15 protein-coding genes, 3 tRNA genes and 1 pseudogene are annotated in these 20835 nt (G+C 46.3%); 12 read left to right on the forward strand and 7 right to left on the reverse strand.

Annotated features, from left to right (window positions below; genetic code table 11):
• Positions 1–152: 152 nt before the first annotated feature.
• From ACE99V_RS06350 to ACE99V_RS06365, 4 genes and pseudogenes are all read right to left on the reverse strand, one after another.
• Complete coding sequence (locus tag ACE99V_RS06350) at positions 153–860, reverse strand: tyrosine-type recombinase/integrase (protein ID WP_400490226.1); 708 nt, start codon at positions 858–860, stop codon at positions 153–155.
• Positions 857–3823, reverse strand: a pseudogene (locus tag ACE99V_RS06355) (Tn3 family transposase). Before ACE99V_RS06355 ends, ACE99V_RS06350 begins: the two are co-directional and overlap by 4 nt.
• Before the next feature lie 614 nt (positions 3824–4437).
• Complete coding sequence (locus ACE99V_RS06360) at positions 4438–4878, reverse strand: hypothetical protein (protein ID WP_400490227.1); 441 nt, start codon at positions 4876–4878, stop codon at positions 4438–4440.
• Between the two features lie 51 nt (positions 4879–4929).
• The gene (locus ACE99V_RS06365) at positions 4930–5685 is read right to left on the reverse strand and encodes a hypothetical protein (RefSeq protein WP_400490228.1); all 756 of its coding nucleotides are present in this window, start codon (positions 5683–5685) and stop codon (positions 4930–4932) included.
• A 734-nt stretch (positions 5686–6419) separates the two neighbouring features.
• Between ACE99V_RS06365 and ACE99V_RS06370 the strand changes: the two genes are divergently transcribed.
• The 3 genes from ACE99V_RS06370 to ACE99V_RS06380 are packed head-to-tail and all read left to right on the forward strand — an operon-like array spanning position 6420 to position 8700.
• Positions 6420–6944, forward strand: coding sequence for a sigma-70 family RNA polymerase sigma factor (locus tag ACE99V_RS06370; protein ID WP_400490229.1), 525 nt, complete (start codon positions 6420–6422; stop codon positions 6942–6944).
• Positions 6937–7947 carry a DUF4179 domain-containing protein gene (locus ACE99V_RS06375; RefSeq protein ID WP_400490230.1) on the forward strand — a complete coding sequence of 337 codons (1011 nt, stop codon included), beginning with the start codon at positions 6937–6939 and terminating at the stop codon, positions 7945–7947. The genes ACE99V_RS06370 and ACE99V_RS06375 overlap by 8 nt, the downstream gene beginning before the upstream one ends.
• Positions 7948–7968: 21 nt before the next feature.
• Positions 7969–8700 (forward strand): LolA family protein, encoded by a 732-nt coding sequence (locus ACE99V_RS06380; protein ID WP_400490231.1) that lies wholly within the window; start codon positions 7969–7971, stop codon positions 8698–8700.
• A 475-nt stretch (positions 8701–9175) separates the two neighbouring features.
• Here ACE99V_RS06380 and ACE99V_RS06385 read toward each other — a convergent pair whose 3' ends face one another.
• Positions 9176–9505 (reverse strand): helix-turn-helix domain-containing protein, encoded by a 330-nt coding sequence (locus ACE99V_RS06385; RefSeq protein ID WP_400490232.1) that lies wholly within the window; start codon positions 9503–9505, stop codon positions 9176–9178.
• A 1102-nt stretch (positions 9506–10607) separates the two neighbouring features.
• Between ACE99V_RS06385 and ACE99V_RS06395 the strand changes: the two genes are divergently transcribed.
• From ACE99V_RS06395 to ACE99V_RS06420, 6 genes are all read left to right on the forward strand, one after another.
• Complete coding sequence (locus ACE99V_RS06395) at positions 10608–10796, forward strand: hypothetical protein (protein WP_400490307.1); 189 nt, start codon at positions 10608–10610, stop codon at positions 10794–10796.
• A 322-nt stretch (positions 10797–11118) separates the two neighbouring features.
• Complete coding sequence (locus ACE99V_RS06400) at positions 11119–13338, forward strand: hypothetical protein (RefSeq protein ID WP_400490233.1); 2220 nt, start codon at positions 11119–11121, stop codon at positions 13336–13338.
• A 31-nt stretch (positions 13339–13369) separates the two neighbouring features.
• Complete coding sequence (locus ACE99V_RS06405) at positions 13370–14530, forward strand: HEAT repeat domain-containing protein (protein ID WP_400490234.1); 1161 nt, start codon at positions 13370–13372, stop codon at positions 14528–14530.
• Positions 14531–14555: 25 nt separating this feature from the next.
• Positions 14556–15977: a glycosyltransferase family 2 protein gene (locus tag ACE99V_RS06410; RefSeq protein WP_400490235.1), complete on the forward strand. Its 1422-nt coding sequence runs from the start codon at positions 14556–14558 to the stop codon at positions 15975–15977.
• 19 nt (positions 15978–15996) lie between these two features.
• Entirely contained in the window at positions 15997–16821 is an 825-nt protein-coding gene (locus ACE99V_RS06415) for a response regulator transcription factor (protein ID WP_400490236.1), read from the forward strand.
• A gap of 32 nt (positions 16822–16853) precedes the next feature.
• A complete protein-coding gene (locus ACE99V_RS06420; protein ID WP_400490237.1) occupies positions 16854–18212 on the forward strand; it encodes a nucleotide sugar dehydrogenase in 1359 nt (452 codons plus the stop codon).
• Here the strand turns inward: ACE99V_RS06420 and ACE99V_RS06425 are convergent.
• Positions 18209–19144 carry a hypothetical protein gene (locus tag ACE99V_RS06425; RefSeq protein ID WP_400490238.1) on the reverse strand — a complete coding sequence of 312 codons (936 nt, stop codon included), beginning with the start codon at positions 19142–19144 and terminating at the stop codon, positions 18209–18211. The genes ACE99V_RS06420 and ACE99V_RS06425 overlap by 4 nt on opposite strands.
• A 159-nt stretch (positions 19145–19303) precedes the next feature.
• Positions 19304–20221, reverse strand: a complete 918-nt coding sequence (locus tag ACE99V_RS06430; RefSeq protein WP_400490239.1) for a C40 family peptidase — start codon at positions 20219–20221, stop codon at positions 19304–19306.
• 204 nt (positions 20222–20425) lie between these two features.
• Here ACE99V_RS06430 and ACE99V_RS06435 point away from each other — a divergent pair.
• The 3 genes from ACE99V_RS06435 to ACE99V_RS06445 all read left to right on the forward strand — a co-directional run bounded on the left by ACE99V_RS06435 (position 20426) and on the right by ACE99V_RS06445 (position 20696).
• Positions 20426–20502 (forward strand) — tRNA-Asp (locus ACE99V_RS06435).
• Positions 20503–20523: 21 nt separating this feature from the next.
• Positions 20524–20599: transfer RNA gene (locus ACE99V_RS06440), tRNA-Thr, on the forward strand.
• 10 nt (positions 20600–20609) lie between these two features.
• Positions 20610–20696: transfer RNA gene (locus tag ACE99V_RS06445), tRNA-Leu, on the forward strand.
• Positions 20697–20835: the final 139 nt, after the last annotated feature.

The raw sequence follows: 20835 nt of genomic DNA on the forward strand, positions 1-20835 counted from the left end.
GTGACTTCACCTTCCTCGAAAAGTTTTCGTGCGTGGTTGCTTGAAAACTTCTCCTTCTTGGGGTGAAGTCCTTTTTTATGCTTTTCTAGTGCTTGATACTAAAGCGCTCAGAAGGGGTAGTTCCAGCGTAGCTGTTACCAAGTGCCAACTCGTTAAACCGGAAATTTATTGATCACCTCGTTATACTCAAACTGTGCATCAGTGATCGCTAGCTTTGAATATACTTCCAGTGATTTCCGACTTTCATGACCAGAATAAGGTTGAATCAGCGCATCATCGATCCCTTGCTTTTTCAACCAGGTCAGTAGAAAGTGACGGAGCATATGCGGTGATAAATTTTGAGCGAGTCCGGCTTCCACAGAATATTTGGCCAAAATCTTGCGGATTCCCCGATCCGTGTATTTCTTCTTCCAGGATGATTCAAATAAATACACGGCATGCTTCTTTTTCATCGAATCCGCGTGAATGGCCAACAGCTCTTTAAAGGTCTGTGGGAAAGGAACAATCCGATCTTTACTGCCTTTACCTTTGTTGATCCGGATCTGGCAGTAATGGAAATCAATATCCGTCAGTTTGATATTGATTAATTCGCTGACGCGAACACCGGTATACATCAGAGTTTTCACGATCATCATGTCCTGAAAATTCTTTGCTTTCCAGACCACTTCGTAGTACCGTTTTAACTCTTCTTCGGTTGGGACATAGGGTAATTTTTTTGATGCTTTCGGTACCTCTATTTCAAGCTCGTCTCTTAGGTGCTGAAACAATCTTTTTAGGTAAGCATAGTCAGGTCGTTCTGCCCGCAGGTATTTTGCCAGTTCGCGGGCTTTCTTTTTTGCAGATACACGTTTTTCATTCATACCAATTCACCTTCTAGTGGAATTCGCTCCTTCATGTCTAAACGGAATGTACCATAAGGATTCACGTGGGTATAGATTAACGGGGTTAAAGCCCGGAAATCTTCTAGGGTCATCAGGTCAAACCATTTCTTCTCGGCTAAAATATTTTGAAACATGATGGTGTTGATGTACACCAGGCAGTTTTGTAACAAATGCAGGGATAGAACGGCCATTTCCTGATCTTCCATTCGATTCGTAGCAATTTCCCCGCCCTTGCCATAGAAGATAAAGCTGTTGGCCGAGTTCCAGTTCTCTACGACATTTAATCCTTCATTAATTTCGCGGCGCAGCTCCTCGGAGTGTAAATAGTTACAGAGGAAGATAGTTTTTACGGCCTTTCCCAACTCTCCTAAAGCTTGATATGTAGGATGCTTCAGGTTATTCCGTGTGAATCGCTTTAGGATGGCTTCGGTTTCTGCGGTACCCAAGCGTAGAGCTGTCGCATATTTCATCATTTGGTCATACTGCTGCCGAATCAGCTCCCAGTTGATCGGGCGTGTCAGTACCGGTTGCAGATGAGGATAAGCATCTGTCATTCCTGCCTCTGGACGATACAGCTTTTGTGAATGGATCGCTTTTAATCGCGGCATGAGCTGAAAACCCAGCAGATGACAAAAAGCAAAGGCGACTTCACTTTGGCCATGAGAATCCACATAGTTTTTCTCCACTTCCATATCGGTACAATGTCGGAGTAGCCCTTCGATCATAGCGGCAATCTCGGAAGAAGAACATGACTTGAGCTGAGAATAGATACACGTTGAATTTTTCTCGACATGCCAGTAAATCATGACACCTCGACCGCGGTACCGGATATGCCACTCTGTCATAAGGTTTTGGTCCCAGGCCCCGAACTTCTTCGAGTCTGAAGCGCAAGAAGTTGTTCCTTCCCCCCATATCTCCTGCATCCGCACTCGAAAGATCGCATTTACCACTTCAGCAATCGCATTACGCAGGTTGTCTTTGTGAATGAACTTACGTCGAATATACAGCAGATCCTTATAGCTTTCGCCATGATCACCGGCACTGACCCGTTTTAAGCCGGTATTGGTTCCTAAACCGTAAAGGGAAAGAATCAAACGCTTTTGCAGCGTCTCTCGATCCAAAATCTCACGGTTGGCTACCGTCTTGAATTGTTCCGTAAATGAAACGCGTAAGTCTGCCTCCTTCAAAATATCCAGCAGGCTGGTCATCGGCCAGCGACGGGCAATTTCAGCTTTCACCCGTGCTAAATTCACCGGTTCTGCCTGTGGCTCCAATGGGGAGACAGAGATCCATCCGTTGCCTTTTTCCGTAATCCGTACTTTCGAGTTCTTTGGCATACCAGCACTCAGCTTTTCTAGTCCTTGGTTCATCTCTTGTTTAAGTGCAGCAATAAACGAATCCGCATCTAACGGCTGATTCAATGCCTTGTAGTTTTCTTCACGGCGTTCCTCAAAATCGGCTGGAAGATCCTTGTCCGGATTCCGGTATCGGTTGGCCCCCGGTACCCAGATTTCTTTACAACGTAATTTATCGCGAAGCATCTGCAAAGCGCTAATCTCGTAATTGATTCGGTTAATCCGTTCCTGGCCTTTGTCGTCTTTTTCGATAATGATTTCTCTGTATGCCGTTCTAATGACACCATCGATCGGAATGTCATTGGCTAAAGGGAAATAATGCAGACCGGTGTTCGCATACTTTTTGATCAGCTCCAATGCACGGATCACCGGTTGATGAACCTCGTTATTGGAACGAAAATCAAGAATGCTGAGAATTTCCGGAACCATTCGACGGTAGTGGCTACCATAGGAGGCACGGATGACAGTATGGATTTTTTCGCGGTAAGCCGGTCCGGTATGTTTAAATTCTTTGACAAGATCCTTCAAGGTTTGTTCATTGACCACTGGGAATAATACTTCTTTAATGATTCCATTTGGATGGTGGATAGCTGTTTGTGCTAGATTGAACAAGATTCCGTATTTGTTGCTGACTCGTCGTAAATCCTTCAGGATTTCCTTTTCTACCTTACGTTCTGCTCGAACCCCAATACGATGAATGATCTGAATAAGGAGATCGACCAGGTTATCCGATATTTCCATGCTCCGAAGCCAGAAGAAAACCGACAACAGCGTATACCGAATCGGTGAGGGATGACGGCGAAGTTCCCGAATGTCTTCTGTGGACACACGCTGCCGATATTTCTTCAGAACTTTAAGGGGGATCTCTTTAAACAGGTTGTCCGGAAGTTCCAAATTTCGAATCGTGCGCAACTTATTGATTTCTTTTAATACACTCTCAAGCCCTGCTCGTCCGGGATCAGCTTTTAGTTCGTTAAAAGAAATCTGCCGATTTTCTTGTTGCGCTAGTTCTTCTTCGTCGTCAAATACAGTAATGCTTTCAATCAACGCATCCAATTTAGCTAATGAGGACGATGGTAACTTTTGAAAAGTTGTTTGGAAGAATTGTTCCTCGTATGTGTGTATAGCTGAACGAATCAACCGTTCGATCCGATCTGGAGTGGGCGGTTCTACTTTCTGGTCCCGGAAATACCCATATGCAGCCTCTTTGAGATATTCAAACTCTTGATTATGATGAAGAACATGTTGGCATAGCCAATCCGTGGCTTTTGGTATATCCTCGACCGTTGCTTCTCGAAAACCATAGTACTACCGAATTTGCACGCGGTGACGTTTAATGGTCCGGCCGTTCCAGTCATACTGTGCATATACTCCAGGTTCCAATGAAAGCTGTTTTGCAATGTAAGCCAGGACTACTTTGGGAATTTCGAACTTATTGTTTGGAAAACGTGCCTCATATTGAAAAAACTTGAGAAGGGCTGCAAAACCAAGTTTTGACTCGCCTAATTTGTTTTCAATTAAAGCAAGTTCGTGTGGTAGCAAGGTAAAATGCTCAATTAACTCATCTAATTCCCAATTTCGTTTCATTGAAATCCTCCTATCTATAAAGTTCCTAAAAACACCAGTACCGGAACAAATTCAATAGGATTAGTATAACTTTCGTGGTAGAAATATACAATAAAGGGCATGAAATGCCCGAAGTTCCAAATACTAATCTAAAATCGGAACTTAACAGTTTGTATGCGGTTATCATTCCAAATTGGGGTATTACCAAGATACGAGAAAAAATGGGTCATAGGCTGGATTATACTTCCAGTTATGACCCTTGATTTTGATACAAGTTTTGTTATGGAAGAGAGGAGGAAAATGGAATGGTTTCGAAGAGGAAATGACTTATCTCAAAAACGGTCATTCTTGAGATATATAAATGGCCGGTGATCCCTTAGCGTAGGAAAATCGATTTTTTATTGCAGCGGCCGGAGGTAGCGGAGTCCCCCTGATAACAAGCAGGTGCTAAGAAAGCGTATTGTGCTTTCCAAGCGCCTATTTGTTCTAGTTGGCTTCTTTATTACTCGCACCCTGACGAAAGGGTGGCAACGCACTTGAAAGCGCAGGAGGGAAGGATACCTTCAGAATCTCCGGAGCCCCAAAAGTGAACCTGTCCACAGCGATGACCAAAACCATAGGATACATATGAAATATCATTCACTTCTTTGTAAAGTCACTACCTCTACTTTTGGGTTATGATTGCCGCCTTCCTCAATCCATTCTATCGTTATCTGTCCTGATGTTGTATTTTGCACAATTGAAGTCCAATCGGTATGAATATCTCCACCACTAACACTATTTTCGCCATAGGCATTAGATTGTAACTCCGACTTGTTTGTTATATGGTGTGTTGATTCCCCTAATTCCGAATTGTTAGTTACGGAAGAATAGTCTAATTGTGATATTTTCAGAGTTTGTTTAGGTTTAATGATTGTCTCTTTCTTATATCGTTCACCTACTTTGGTTATTATCATGCGACCAAGCCAACTATTTGATTGGCCAGTCAATTCAATTGTTTGTTCTTTTTGATTCGTACAACCATATAAAACCAGAAACGCAAGAAAAATCACTAATAAGGTTTTTAATTTCAACATTCATTCAACCTCCCTTGAATAAAATGACCCTCCGTTCGGAGGGTTTTCTTCCTATTGAATTAAAGGCTGCATGGATCCAAACCCAGCATCGATTTGAAAGTACCAAGTGCTTGTAGATCTTTTTAGATCTGTACGCACATTCATACCATTGTATCCATCATAGGTTGAGACATTTACATGCCCCCAATCCGTAGAGGGTGTATTATAATACCATATTCCAGAGGTAGGATTAGAAGCAGTAGCACTCCCAGCTGCGTTAACCCAGTATTTTGATTTATTTTCATATTGTTGGCCGCCACAACCATAATAATTTTTCATTTGAGTGGCAGTCACTTGAGAATCAAGATTAACATATTTGTATCGATATTTGACTGCTTCAACCCATTGTACATTATCTGTTGTGATCATATCGTAGTGATACTCAATGTAGACTCTCGCGCTGTAAGTGTTATCGTAATTGTTATCTGATTTATAGGTGCTTTCGGCCACTATGGTTGTTACGTAAGATGTAACTGTTTTGTTTTCATTTTCTTTTTTGGATTTTTTCTCTTTCAGCTTTTGGGTTGTTTCATATACAACGGTAGAGCTGTTATCAGAACCTTTTACTTTTTTTATTAATGTGACAGGCCCCTCATTTACGCCTTTTTTTGCTCTTTCAAGAACCTCATTGTCGTCTGTGATTTGTTGAGCTTCATAAACGATTTCTAGATCATCATCAACTTCATTGTTACCTGAATAGGCAAACGCAGATGTAAGAGATGAGAACAAAAGAAGCAGCATTGTCAATATTGAAAGAAACTTTTTCACTTTGAAACCTCCTTTGATTTTAATGATTCATTACTTCTTCACACTATGACCATTACCCTTTCTTTATTTCAAGAAAAAGGTAATAAAGGGATAAAGACCCACTCCTTTTGCTCTGTCTCGGGACTAATGGTTGATCGCTTTTGAGTCATCATAGAAAAAAAGATCTGAAGCGATAACTTACTTTACGGCCGCCGGAGGTCGCGGTCTGGAGATCGGGGATACGTTTGCAGCAAGACAGGAAATTGTTTGGGGGCAACGAAGAGCTACTCATGGATTTCGGACCAAACGTAGTAGTTAACGGAAACAGGACCGGTTCATTACAAAACCCGACGATGAAGATAATTTCGATTTACGAGAGGACTTATTAATGCATATGTCTCCATTGGGATGGGAACATATCAATTTCCTTGGCGAGTATCGTTTTGACCCAAAAGGAGTTACCACCTTAGACACCTTGCGGCCCTTGAATCAAGGATAGCAATAAAGCCGGTTACACCCTTACCCGTGGTGAAAACCTGCTGTTTTTATGGTCAGAACTCCTTAGTGTTGTAAATCCGAGTTTTGCTGGCGGTATCTCGGTGGCGCTCCAAGTTGGCACTTGGTAACAGCTACGCTGGTACTCCCCCCAGAAATCTGCAAAAGGCTCACTGATAAAAAATTGCCATTTTGAAAAACCAAATGACCCTTTTCTTTAGTCTTATAAGTATAACATCTGAAAAAGGGAGGTGATTTCAATGAATGATCTGGTCACCAGAGCACAGCAGGGTGATGATGACGCTTTTGGACAGTTAATTCAGCAATACAAAACGATATTGTATCGAACAGCTTATTCGTATACCCGAAATGAACAGGAAGCAATTGATATCGTACAAGAGGCTGTTTATAAGGCATATGTATCTCTAGATAGCTTAAAAAAGTCCACACATTTTCAATCATGGATGATAAGAATCGTCATTAACTGTGCCATTGACCATCTACGAAAAAGAAAAAAGCATCAATCAATCATCTGCTTTTTAACCATTGAGAAAGATAGGTCATTGAAACAACTGGTTTACCAAAATACGGATAACTTCCATGATCTCATTGATCATCTGGAGGAGAAGTATAAGACCATCATTATCTTAAAGTACTTACATGACCTCACCATGCGGCAAATTGCAGAAATGCTTGAGATCCCCATCGGTACAGTAAAGACACAGTTGCACAAGGCTTTACAGTTACTCCGCCTTGAGATGAAGGAGGGATGCGTCAATGAGTAACGAGTTAAAACAATGGGCCGCTCATATTCAAAAGATGGAAGCGCCAAAAGAGCTGGATATTGCCATCGATCAAGCGATCCAAAAAGCGAAACAGGAGAAAAATAAAATCCGCCGTCCCAATTATAAAAAACCAATCCGTACGTTCTTATTTTTTGCAAGTTCAGCGGCTGTCTTGATGGCGTGCATGATCGGACCCGGATTCATTTCAACTTCCTGGGCAGAAGCGTTATCAAACACTCCTTTACTTGGAAAAATTTTTAAATCCATAGGAGATCTAGGCTTGAAAGAGGCAAGCAAACAGGGATTAGCGTCTTCTGTCCAAATGAGTACTTCCAGTCAAGGAATCACGTTGAATATTTCGGAGGTTCTTTACGACGGTACACGACTTTCACTGGGCTACATGGAGGAATCCTCTCAGCCTTTGCCTGCCATAGACAAAAAGAAACCACGTTTTAAGTATGTGATAGACGGCTGGGACGTTCAATTAACCTCAGAAGCGGTGATAGACCAAAATCATCATATTGGCGTGATGAATTTAAGGCCATTAGAAGCACCGGACAGTATGCCCGATCCATTTCATCTTGAACTGAAAATTACCCAAATTGGAGATATTCAGGGAGAGTGGGATTTCACTATTCCCGTAAAAAAGAATGACTCGAAAACGAAATTCATTCAACCCAAAATTGTGGAACATATTGGAGATACCATTGTGCTGATCGATACCGTTACGTTTTCGCCACGCGGCACAGAACTAAATATACGGACTATGGACGTGAATGAATCGGATGTAATCAATACCACCTTTACAGTTTCTGATGAGCAAGGTCGTTTCTTGGAACTTTTAGAAGGAAGCGGTTATCCAGTAAGCGCCCACGATGACAAGCGAGTTACTTTTAAGAGTAATTTCCTTTTTACCCCTGTAAGCCCAAAAACGTCAGTCCTGATACTGCATGTGAAAACACCGGAAGTAAAAGATTTTCAAATCAAAATCCCTGTAAAATAACGATAAAAGGAGAAGTGAACCATGAAAAATCGCTGGTTATGGAAAAGTGTGCTGATCGCTGGAATGATAGTAAGTATTTCTGCAGCAGATGAGTCCGGGAACAGGGTTGAAGCGGCGGCACCAATAAAAAGCTCGATCGAACAAGTGATGGCACACGTTCAGTCAAAAGTAGCTTTTTCCAGTTATTTGGAAGCGACTTATACCTTCCAAAATGCAAGTACACAGAATCAAACCCTGATTAAAGTTTGGGACAATACCTTAAACGGAAAACTAAGACGAGAAGAGCAAAGAAATCAAGAACCCATGCACGTGTACAAAAGCCAAGAGGGAAAAGCTTTACTCTATGTGAGGGGGCAGGCATCCGCCTCTTTGTATAACTCGGGGGTTTCTGTAAAGGACAATCAGCTTAATCGTACAGTCGAGGAATTAAAAAGGCTTCAATTGACGACAAATTCAACCAGAGTGGATGAAGAAGAAGTATTGAATCGAACGGCCTATCATTTGAGCGGAAAAGGAAAAACCTTGGAAAGAATCATCAATGTAGGCGGAAAGCAAGAAAAGTTACTTCAAAAACAACCAGATGTAGAACTATGGATTGATAGCGAGACCGGCCTGTTATTGAAAAAGATATCGACATTAAATGGTGATACATCCATTTATACGGTGAACAAGGTTGAGTTTCAATCTTCCTTTGATCAATCCCTGTTCGTATTAAATGTCCCCAAAGGGGTTACAATCATTGAAACAAAGTAAAGATCATCAGGGGCAGTGCTTTTTGTGCGTGTAGCTTGGACATGAGCCAAAAACAACCGGTAAGAGGTGGTCAAGACCCCATTTTGTAGACACTAAAAAAACACCCTAGACTGCAAGCTGACTCCGGTACTCAACCGGGGGCAGCTTGTTTAATTTCAACTGAATTCGGTTCAACCCCTTAAAATTGGAGCCGATCTCCCTTATTCTCGTTTTGCTGTAATTTTTCACTGTTCTTCAACCAGTTAGGAGTGTATTGCCACTTTACACTTTTACAACAAATGGTTTTACCCGTTGCAGTGCTAAAGCTTTCGTGAATTCTGCTGGTTAAAGGTCATACAGACTACCGTGAATTCTCCGTTGGTTATAAAAGTGAAGATAATTCGTAACCGGTCGTTTCCACAAAGCTCGTTGAAGAATCTGAGCGGCATGTTTTCCTTCGCATGTCAGGCCGATATGGTAGTCCACGATGACTCGATCATAGACGTCGATGAGACATAGCAGGAAAAAGAAACGATGTTCTCCAGCAATGAACCCTTATTTTACGTCCATTTCCCACAGTTGATTCGGTGCTGTAATCTCGCAGATCACTTTCTTTCATCAAGCGGTAGACCTTTTTCTTGTTAATGATCAGTTGGTAATCCCGTTGTAGACATACCGTAAGTTTTCGATAGCCGTAGGCCGATTCTTCACAGGAAATCAGTTCGGATAACCATTCCTTGATCTGTTCATCCGAGACAGGCTTTCCATCCTGCGTTAGGGAAAATACCGGGTATGGGTCGCCCTCCGTTATAAATTCGTGATTCACCGGATGCCTTGTATTTTCGGTAGTAGTACGCAGCTTCGTTTATGCCGACAATATGCAACACCGTTTTGGGTTGTGTACCCCAGCTTTATCCACTTGTCGGCTATTTCCATTTTGTTCAATAAGCTGGGTTCACCTTTTTTACAAGATCACGGAGGATCGCTATCTCTAGATCCTTCTCTCCAAGCAGTTTCTTGAGTTTTTCATTCTCGGTTTCCAACTCACGGAATTCCCCTGGAGATGGTATATTACTTGTAACCGCCTTGGCTTCCGGAGAAGTGTTTAGCCAATCTGCGTGTTTGGAATCTCGTATCCACCGGTACAACATTTTCACAACGATCCCATTACGGCGGGCTACTTGGCTGGCGTTACCCGTTTGAACAAGCTTGGAGAGAAATTGGTCTCCACACGTTGATCCCTTGAATACAGCGCCGTTGGCCGTGACTTACACGTTTCTAAAGACACAAGGCGTCTACAATACCGGGATGGGTTTAAGTTAATGGATATTTAGTATGGAACACAAAAAAGTCCGGAATACAACCGGACATAGGCTAAACGTTCAACATTTTTTTCTTATAATGACTTACAAATCCAATGATTATTGGGACCATAACTATTGTAGGACTAAACCATAGAAGGGGACTCGAAGAAGACAAATTCAATAAGCGTGGTGCACCAAACACAGTAAAAGCTGTAATGGTAGCAATGCAGCACCCCATCATATTTGTCATATGTTCAAAAAACCAACTCATCTTCAATACTGGTGGCTTAAGCCAGTATCGTAACTGGTTAAAACCAAGAAAGATACCAACGAATGGGAACCAGGTAATAAGTGAGGAATGTATAACAAATCCGTAAGTGGAGATGACGAAACCAGCCCCCGTCCGGCGAAGCTTGTTCAGGGGTCCCCGAAAAGTACTAGGATTAATCTTCGTAGGCCAACGTCACTTTTTGGGGTTGAGCACAGCTCATGCCGGGTGGGTTTTTTGGGTATCTTTAGCGCATACACACCTGTGGAGTTGGGAAATCTAAGAGAAAATAATGAGGTGATGGACAGGTGAACGGTTTGCAACTCCTAGACATTCTTCGCGAGACGGAGAACAAAATGCTGCATCTACATAGAGCAATCGATCGAGTCAGCAGCGAGCCTGACTTTAAAGAGTCAGTCAGCGTCCTGACTGAGGTGATCCGCGATTACCAGATGCAATTGGACAAGGTAAAAGGCGCATTGGGCCGCATTGAAATCGGCAATCAACAGCAATCACAATCTCAAGCGTATGGCACCCAGCAATAATGTGAGTGGTGGATCAGCAATTTCACAGACCAAATTTTTTAGGTGCAACCTACCATTTTTTTCAAGGGAAGTCGTCCTATTTGCGAAAAAACCGGGTCCCAGAAAAGTAGGAGTTGAGTCGGAACCCATTTGAAAGGTTTCAGGACTCTCTATTGATATTGATAGGTAGAACGGGTTATTCCATCGAAACATTACAGTTTGATTACAACAGGAAAATTGTGGAATCAGGAAACCGAGACTATGGTCGTCTCGGTTTTTTCTTGTTTATAATGACCCAAAATAGTGTCAACAAAAGGAAATTTTTGTTGGTAGGAGTGTCGAAATGGTGAGGGCAAAAAACCGGAAACGGATCAGCTGGCTGATGCTGACAGTCATTGCTGGCGTTGTATTCGGGTATGTCAGTTGGCTCATGCCGACGATGGCCCGTGTCGAAACGGCGCAATCGGCGGAGGGCTACCAGCTCAAATTTCGCACGAAAGGGGAGGAACTGCAGATTTACGAAGACGGACAATGGAAGTCCTACTTTGTGAAAGGCATCAATTTGGGAGCATCCCTGCCCGGGTATTATCCTGGGGAATTTCCCATTCAAAAAGAGGATTACCTCCGCTGGTTCGCCCAAATCAGCGAACTGGGGGTTAAAGCCGTCAGGATATACACCATCCATCAGCCTGTCTTTTATGAGGCATTGGTGGAATACAACCGTGATCGCCCCGATGATCCGCTGTACCTGATTCAAGGCATCTGGTCTCCCGAAGAAGCATTGAACGAGAAACTGGACGCCTACCTCCCGGAAATCAGACAGGAATTTCGCCAAGAAATTGAACATGCAGTAGGGGCTGTGTACGGAGATATCTCGATTCCGGAAAAGCCGGGGAAAGCATACGGAAAATATACGGTTAACGCCGGCCCGTATCTCTTGGGGTGGCATATCGGCACGGAATGGAATCCGGAGATGGTGAAACAGACAAACCGCTTGCGACAGAAGGTACCTCCCTATGATAGCAAGCATATTCAAGTGGAGAAGAACGCGTCTTCCTTTGAGAAATGGCTGGCGGAAATGATGGACTATACGGCACAGCTGGAAGCGGAAAGGGGATGGCAGCATCCGATTGCGTTTACCAACTGGGTAACGACTGATCCAATCAAACACCCGGGAGAACCGATCATTCATGAGGACATGGTCAGCGTGGATCCGACCCATATCAAAGCGGTTCAGTGGGAAGCAGGAACCTTTGCCGCCTACCATGTCTACCCGTATTATCCTGACTTTTTCCGTTTGGATGCGACGCTAAAGACCGTAAAAAATCGGGACGGTGAGATTGATACCTACAAGGCGTATCTTCGCGAATTAAAAAAATATCATGCCGGAATGCCAATCATGGTAACGGAATTTGGAGTGCCTTCATCACTGGGGGTGGCTCACCTCGGCCACCTGGGGCGCGATCAAGGGGGGCATAGGGAGCAGGAGCAAGGTCGAATCAACGCGGAACTCCTGCGGGAAATTGCAGACGAGGGCTATTCCGGGGCAGTGTTGTTCGAGTGGCAGGACGAGTGGTTTAAGCGTACGTGGAATACCATGCGGTACGAAATACCTGAAGAGAGGCGCTCCGCCTGGATGAATGTGTTGACGAACGAATCCTTTTTTGGATTGCTGGCCATGCATTCCAGCAAGGAAGACGACATTATCATCGACGGAAACAGCAGCGACTGGCACAAGATATCGCCAAAAGAAAAGCAAAGGATCTCTGTGAAGGTTCCTGGATTTGAAGAAATCTGGGTGACGCATGATGAAGGGTATCTCTACCTGGGAGCACGATTGGACAAGCCGTTTATCCCCGAGCGTGAGAAGCTGATGTTTGGCGTGGATACCATTCCGGGCGGAAATCGCCAGACGAAGGAACTTCCTGGCTTGACTCTGGATGAAGGATTGGAAGCGCTCGTCATTCTTGGAAACCGGCAGGAGAGCGAAGTGAAGATAGCCTCCAACTACGACTTCCACCGACGGTTGTACGGGATTCGGTACGGGATGCTACCTGTTCATGAGAATGAAATGAAGGACAATTCGGGTTTGTTCGTTCCGTGGAAACTGGCCGTCAGCCTGAAAATGGAACCGCCGGATACCAAACAGTCCCATCCGTTTGAAGAAGTTGTGGCAGGCAGGTTGTACCGCGGCAATACCGAACCCGGCCATCCGGAATACAACTCACACGCGCACTGGCAGACAGACGGCAAGTGGGTGGAGCTGCGTATACCGTGGATGCTGCTTGGCTTTACCGATCCCAGCACGAGACACGTAATGAGTTACAGCGGTGAAACAAACAAGTTTCACTCCATACAGACAAACGGCATCCGCATGATCCCCATGCGAGTGGACAAGCAATCGGGTCGGATGGAAGGCGTGGAAACCGGAAAGCTGATTCCATTCTCCACGTGGCAGCGTTATTCGTGGCCGGAGTGGAGTCAGCCGGGCTATGTGGAACGGATCAAACAGAGTTATCACACGTACCAAAAGGCCCTTCAGTCCATTCCGACGTATCGGTAAAAAACATGGGACAAGAGAGGAGTTGAAAACCATGTTTCATCACCTGCAGGTGGCGATCGGATTCATTTTTGCAACCTCCGTACTGATCCTCTTCGGATTGGTGAGTCTGATCCTGTACAAATGGCGGAACATGCGGATCGCAAGGAAAAGGGCTCAATTTTTGGAGAAGCACCAGGATTATTTTGCCTATGTGATGGCTTATCTTGATTCGAACGAGCCCTTGAAGATTCCTGCCACATCGCTCAGCAAATGGGATCTCATCTTTCTGCAGGAACAGTTGATAGAACTGGCGGAGCGAGTGAAGGGCGGGCATCGCGAACGGCTGTCCATTCTGTTTGAACAATTGGGACTGCCTTCGCGGGAAATGACCCGGCTTGCCAAACCACTCAGCGCGACCCGGATTGATGCCGCCTACAAGCTGGGGGCGATGGGATCCGGGCAAGCAGTTCCCGCGCTTTTTTCGCTGCTGGAAAAAGAGCGGGACGATTCGGGACGATTTATCGTAGCCAGAGCGATTGTCAGGTGTGCGCGGGATGTAGGAGATCTGCGCGAAATGGTGACGAAAATGGTCTCATTCTCTCCCGATTCCCCCCGACTGATTGCTGAGCTGCTCCTGGAATCCAGGCTGGATTTGTCTCCGCTGTTGAAGGAATGGTTGAATCATTCCGACCTACGGCTGGTTCATGTGGCGGTTGCCGGTTTGTCGCATCACCTGGACGAGGAACTGGCCCATTTCCTGAGGAAGCTTCAACGCTCAGAAGAGAAAGAGCTCCGCATCAAGGCGACCAAATTGTTCTTGCAGACCAATTTGTGGGTAACTCCGGCTCAGGTGGAATCCCTGATGGCGGATGACGATTGGGAAATTCGGGCCATCACGGCAAAAGCCATTGGCAGATGGAGAGAGGAGGCATACCTTTCCTTACTGGTCCAGGTGATGGAAGATTCCAAATGGTGGGTCCGTCGAAACGCTGCCCGCAGCCTGTTGTCATTTGGAGAAGCAGGGTTCCGTGCGCTTTGCGAGATCGCAGTTCACTCGCGAAAGGAAGAATCCGTGGACCTGGCCATGCAAACAATTCAAGAGGCGCTCCGTTATGGCGAGGCGGGGTACAGCCTGGAAGAGAAAAGACTGAAGAAACAGCGGCTAGCCATCTATCAAGCGTACTTTGCTGCGAGGAAACATCAGGCCATCTAAAGTAGAGGCCGGAGGGGAGGAGATCATGCGGGAATTCTTGCTTCAATACGGTATGTTTGCCATGTACTACGTGATGGTCGTCAATTCCATCTACTTGGTTATTACAATTCTCTCGCATCTCAACATTTCTTCTATCATGAAGCGATCGCGGTATACGCGATATCAGACGCTGTCAGGGTCAGAGCGGGTTCCGCCTGTTTCCATTCTGGTTCCTGCCTTCAATGAAGAGCTGACCATTATTGAAAATGTTCGTTCCCTTTTGGCGTTGCATTACCCCCAGTACGAGGTGATTGTCATTAATGACGGCTCGAGGGATAAGACACTGGAGGTGCTGATTGGGGAATTTCAGCTGGATTTACAGCCGCACATGAACATTCGGAACGTCGTACATTCGACGCCAGTCAAAGGGATTTACCACAACCCGCAGTACCCGCAGCTGTACGTAATCGACAAGAAAAACGGAGGGAAGGCCGACTCACTGAATGCCGGGATCAATCTTTCCCATTATCCGCTGATCGCATCCATTGACGCCGACTCGCTTCTGGAAAAGGATGCGCTCATCCGCATGGCTCAGGTATACATGGAGAGTCCGGAAGAGACGGTTGCCGTTGGCGGCAATGTCCGTATTGCCAACGGATGCCGGATTGAAGACGGTATAGTCAAGGAAGTGAAGCTTCCGAAAAAGCTTCTGCCGATGTTTCAAACCATCGAATACATGAAGGCGTTTCTTGGCGGGCGAATTGGGTGGAGCGCCATTAACGGGTTGATTATTGTTTCGGGTGCCTTTGGATTGTTTCGCAAAGACTGCGTCATTCAAGTCGGGGGATATCGTGAAGGCTATCCGGGGGAAGACATGAACATCATCATCAAGCTGCACAAACACATGCTGGAAAACAAGCGGCCCTACCGGATTGCGTTTTGCCCGGAAGCAGTCTGCTGGACACAGGCCCCCGATACCCTGCGGATTCTGGCGAGTCAGCGAAAACGTTGGGGCAGGGGAAATTTGAAGAACATGCTGGAGTATCGCCATATGCTGTTCAACCCACGATACAAAATCATGGGACTGTTTACCATGCCTTACAACGTTTTGTTTGAAACTCTCAATCCCTACTTCAAGCTGACCGGCCTGCTCGCATTGATTGGCTACAGCTGGCTGAACATGACAGACGCGTACATTGTGCTCATTTTCATGGCCATCAATTTGCTGTACGGATATCTGCTCAGTGTCAGTGCCATTTTGCTGGAAGAGATGGCTTTCCGTCGATATCCGAAGATGAGCGACCTGGCCAAGCTGCTAGGCTATTCGTTCCTGATGTTTTTTGGCTACTACCAGTTGGGGGTGATCTGGCGTTTTCTCGGCCATATCGAATTTCTGCGAAACAACAATTCCTGGGGTGTCATGACACGTCAAAGCTGGCAGGTAGAGACGGCAAATTCCAAAACATGAATGGTGAGGTGTCGATGAGATGAATCACAATGGGAAGCAGGAGACCCTGCGAAATCGTTTTACAGATAAACTATCCTATTTCCTGAGGTACTACGAGGCAAGCAGACTGTCTTGCGGGATGATTTTTGCCCGCTGCGAGAAAAACAACGATCCGGAGTGGACCAGGCTTCAGGACAGACTGCAGGAGTCCGATCCCGACCGAGCTGCCCAATTTTTCTATGATGACAGTGCCAAACTGTTGGTTGTCCTCTTGGATGACACCAATTTGTCGGATACGCACTATTTTGCTTTGCCGATCAAAGCGCTTCTGCAAACCCACCACCAGCTCAAAGGGAATGTCTGCATCGCCAGTTTTCCGGAAAGCGGCGAGACGATGGATGATATCCTGCAGGAGCTGAAAGATCGACTGGAAACCCCGGCGCATCAGCCAGACCTGATTCAGATCGTGGTACGGCCAGATTCGGATTTCGAGCGAAAGCCATGCCTGCTGCTAATTGAAAACGATCCAATCGTACGCCGAATGCTGAGAATTCGATTTGAGCGCTACGGATTTGACGTCCATCTCGCTCAGGACGGGCAGGAAGGAATGGATCAGTACATCCGGCAGCAGCCGGACGTGGTTATTACCGAGCTAAACCTGCCGATAGTCGACGGCTATCAGCTGATCGATTGGCTTCAGAAGCACCAGGGAGCCCAAAGTTCATGCAAAATTGTGGTGTTAACAGACAAACGTCTGGAGGAAGACATGGCGAAGTGCTTTCAACGAGGGGTGGCGGATTACATCACCAAGCCGTTCTCCCCAGTCGAACTGGAGTTGCGCATAAGGCGCCTGCTCGTCTCCTGAAAATGAGACAGAAAGGTACGGAGGGATATCGGATGGACAGATCTTTGGCATTGCAGCAAAAAATTGAAACCAGAACGGCCAGAGTCGGCGTTATCGGCCTGGGGTATGTTGGTCTTCCGCTCGCGATTGAAATGGCGAATTGCGGTTTTACGGTTTTTGGAATTGATCTGGATTTGCACAAAGTGGAATCCCTGCGAAAGGGCGTATCCTATATCCGCGATGTGCCGGACTCACTCGTGGAACAGTCACTCGCGGGCGGAAATCTGATCCCAACAACGGATTACCGTGTGTTAAAGGAGCTGGATGCCATCAGCATTTGCGTGCCCACGCCGTTAAGTGCCAACCAGGATCCTGATACTTCCTATATTTCGCAAGTGGTCGACCAAATCAAAAACTACATGGAGAACGGCCCGTTGATTACACTGGAGAGCACGACGTATCCGGGTACAACGGAAGAGCTGATTCAATGGGAGCTGGAAAAACTGGGTTACCGGGCTGGACACGATTTCTTCCTCTGCTTCTCCCCTGAACGGGTGGATCCCGGTAACAGGAAGTTTCATACGAAAAACACGCCGAAGGTGATTGGCGGTACGACAGACAAATGTCTGGAGTTGGGAGTCTTGCTCTACAGTCAGTTCATCGACAGCATCGTACCGGTTTCTTCAACAAAAGTGGCGGAGATGTCCAAACTGCTGGAAAATACTTTCCGAAGCGTAAATATCGCGTTTATTAACGAAATGGCGCTGATGTGTGAAAAGATGGGCATCGATGTTTGGGAAGTGATTAAAGCTTCCGCGACCAAGCCGTTCGGGTTTATGCCGTTTTATCCCGGACCGGGAATAGGGGGACACTGCATTCCGTTGGACCCGATGTACTTGTCTTGGAAAGCAAAAGGGTTCCGTTTCTACAGCAAGTTTATCGATCTGGCCCAGTCCATCAACAACAACATGCCTGATTACGTGGTGCACAAGGCATCTACGATTCTCAATACCTATTCCAGATCCATTCGAAACTCGCGTGTATTGCTTTTGGGGATGGCCTACAAGCCGGATATTGACGACTTGCGTGAATCGCCGGGACTTCAGGTATACGAAATGTTTAAAGAAGCGGGCGCTCTCGTCGATTACTATGATCCCCATGCCCGTTCGTTCGTCGACAAACGGGGGAATGTGGTTCGCAGCATAGATATGGACCCAGGAAAATGGCGCGAGTACGACTGCATGGTGCTTCTCACCAATCACAGCGCGTTTGACTACCGCGAGCTTGCGAGCCTGGGGGTAGCCATCCTCGATACGCGGAATGCGTTTGATGGCATCAAGGCTCCCCATGTTTACAAATTGGGGGCAGCTGTCACTCCCAAACAAGCCAAAGAACCGTCAATGGCGATCTAGTCCAGAGCATGTTTCCATGACTCGTAGTCATGAATCGCTTGTCCTGCATAGGACGGGTACGGCCGCAGGTGTGTGTCAGCAATATCCAGCTGACGCTGCATCTCGGCTTTTCCTTTTTTGGCAAAGCTTACTTTCTCTGATTCATTCGTTTGACGGATATTGACCGCGACGATGACTTTTTTGTTTCGTGCAGAGGCCGCTTCCAACTCTTGCTTTACGTGAGTGACAATCCCATCTGTGTCCGTCGCCTTGTTGCGGTACGCCATTACGGTCACGTGATCAAACTCGTTGATCATCCAGGTGCTAAGCGGAGTAGAGAATTTTTCGCCAGGGATGATATCAAGCCAGAACGGCAGATCTGCTCCGGCAGTCAACCCGACGCTTGTCTTGATATAAGGAACGATACGGGATGTTACTTCCATCCACTCGTGAACCACATCATTTCGATGGCGTTTCCATTGAGGCAGTAGGTAGGGCTCAATATCAAGATGAATGCCGGAAAAACGTTCGTGCTCTTCAACGGAGCGGTTGTACTGGTGCACCCAGTCAACGAATGATTGAAGCTTCGGATAATGTTCGAGCAAAGCCCATTCGGGCCTTCCGTCAAGGGCATGCACCTCAACCCCGTTTTCATGGGCGAGTCGGAGAAAGGATCGGTAGTCTGTCTGGGAAATTTGGTCCTGTTTCACTTGCAGATAGAGCAGATTCATGTCATTTTGCCGCAAGAACGAGAGGACCTCTTCCGGCTCGGTTGCAATTTTTCCGGTATCCCACAACCATGTCGCTTTCGTCATCGCGACGGGGTGAGTTGGGGTGTTTACAGGAAACACCTCCTTGGACTGTATTTGCCCTGCGGAATGGAGGAGAAGCTGTGTACAGGCTGCGGTGATGAATACAGCCCGAAACATAGGGATGGATAAAGGTTTCATCATGAAGGACTCCTGTCGAGAATTGGTGAAAGGGTACAGGATATTATTACCACATTTTCGAAAGGAACTGCCTATGCAGGAAGACTTATTTTTCATTGCCACCTGATCGAAAAAGAGCCCGCATTTCCTGAAATCAGGGACACGGGCTCGACAATTCGTTTCTTATTGCGGCGAATCAAGACTGATATAGCGCTTGACGCCATAGAAAGGATACAACTTGTGCATGTTTTCCACCTTTTCGTAGCGAACCTCGCTGCCGTTGGCATGGACGATCATTCCGTTACCGAGATACATCGCTACGTGAGAAACTCGACCTTTTCGCAGCGAGTCGTAAAAGAGCAAATCGCCGGGAACGGCCTGTTCAAGTGCGACAGCTTGCCCGACTTCGAACTGTTCCTCCGAAGTGCGGGGCAGCGTGAGGCCGAGCTGCTGGTAGACGTACGAGGTAAAACCGCTGCAGTCAAAGCCGTCAGGAGTGGTGCCTCCCAAAATATACCGGGTATGGAGCAAAGGCTGAACGATTTCCTGCAGGCGGGCCATCCATTGATGATCTGCTGTTATCGGAGGGGCAGCGGACACACTCGCATTCATGGTAAGGAACCGCGTAGCGACATACGCTTCCGACTGCTGATACAGTACTTTTGTCCATTCATCGCCGGGCTCCACTACCTCAAGAACTGTTCCGTACGGCAGTTTGGCCAGAATCTGGCCGTCTAGGGAAGGGCTCTGGCGTACGTTCAACACGTCTGCCGTAACCATTGCGTTTGTGGCCGAAGCGACCGCAGAGATAGTCGACGGCGAATCGTTGACGGCAGTCACATCGACTGGAACCGGCTGTTCCTGTGCTTGATGGCCCTGAGTCTGTGCGGACAAAGCAAGGGTTTGTCCAATCGCCAGGCGGTCAGAGGTCAATTGATTGACCTGCATCAATTGTTCAACCGTCGTTTGATGCTGTCTGGCAATTTTACTCAGCGTGTCACCCTTCGATACCACATACAGAGCAGGGGCAGCATGTGCGGTAGTCGGCAAAAGGGAGAATAGGAAGAAGATTGTGAATAGCTTGTTTGAACGTTTCGTCATGTTAGTCACCACAGTTCTTCGTCATTCTACAGTAGTAGTCAAAATTTTACCTGATTTTGGCTGGTAAATCTATGAAAATATGATGAAATGGGACCAAATCATTTGAAAAAAATAATAGAAAAACGCTTGATTTTTGAATTGTAGTCATGCTATATTACAAGAGTCGCTTCGAGAGAAGATAATCGAGAGGCGAGAGCAGAAAATGGAGCTGTGGTGAAGTTGGAGTTCACGCCGGTCTGTCACACCGGAGGTCGCGGGTTCGAGTCCCGTCAGCTCCGCCATTTTACAACCAAATAAATATTGCCGGTGTAGCTCAATTGGTAGAGCACCTGACTTGTAATCAGGGGGTTGTGGGTTCAAGTCCTATCGCCGGCACCACAAAATATGTGCGGTCATGGCGGAATTGGCAGACGCGCTAGATTCAGGTTCTAGTGGTGGCAACACCGTGGAGGTTCAAGTCCTCTTGACCGCACCAATATGGTAACCTCATCAAATAAGTGTCGCGCTACGATACAATTACGGACGTAGCTCAATTGGTAGAGCGTCGCCTTGCCAAGGCGAAGGTCGCGGGTTCACCCTCGGTGAGAAGCAATGAAGGAACACTCGTGTACTGC

Source organism: Brevibacillus soli (genome assembly GCF_044759095.2).
GTDB lineage: Bacteria > Bacillota > Bacilli > Brevibacillales > Brevibacillaceae > JBIYSM02.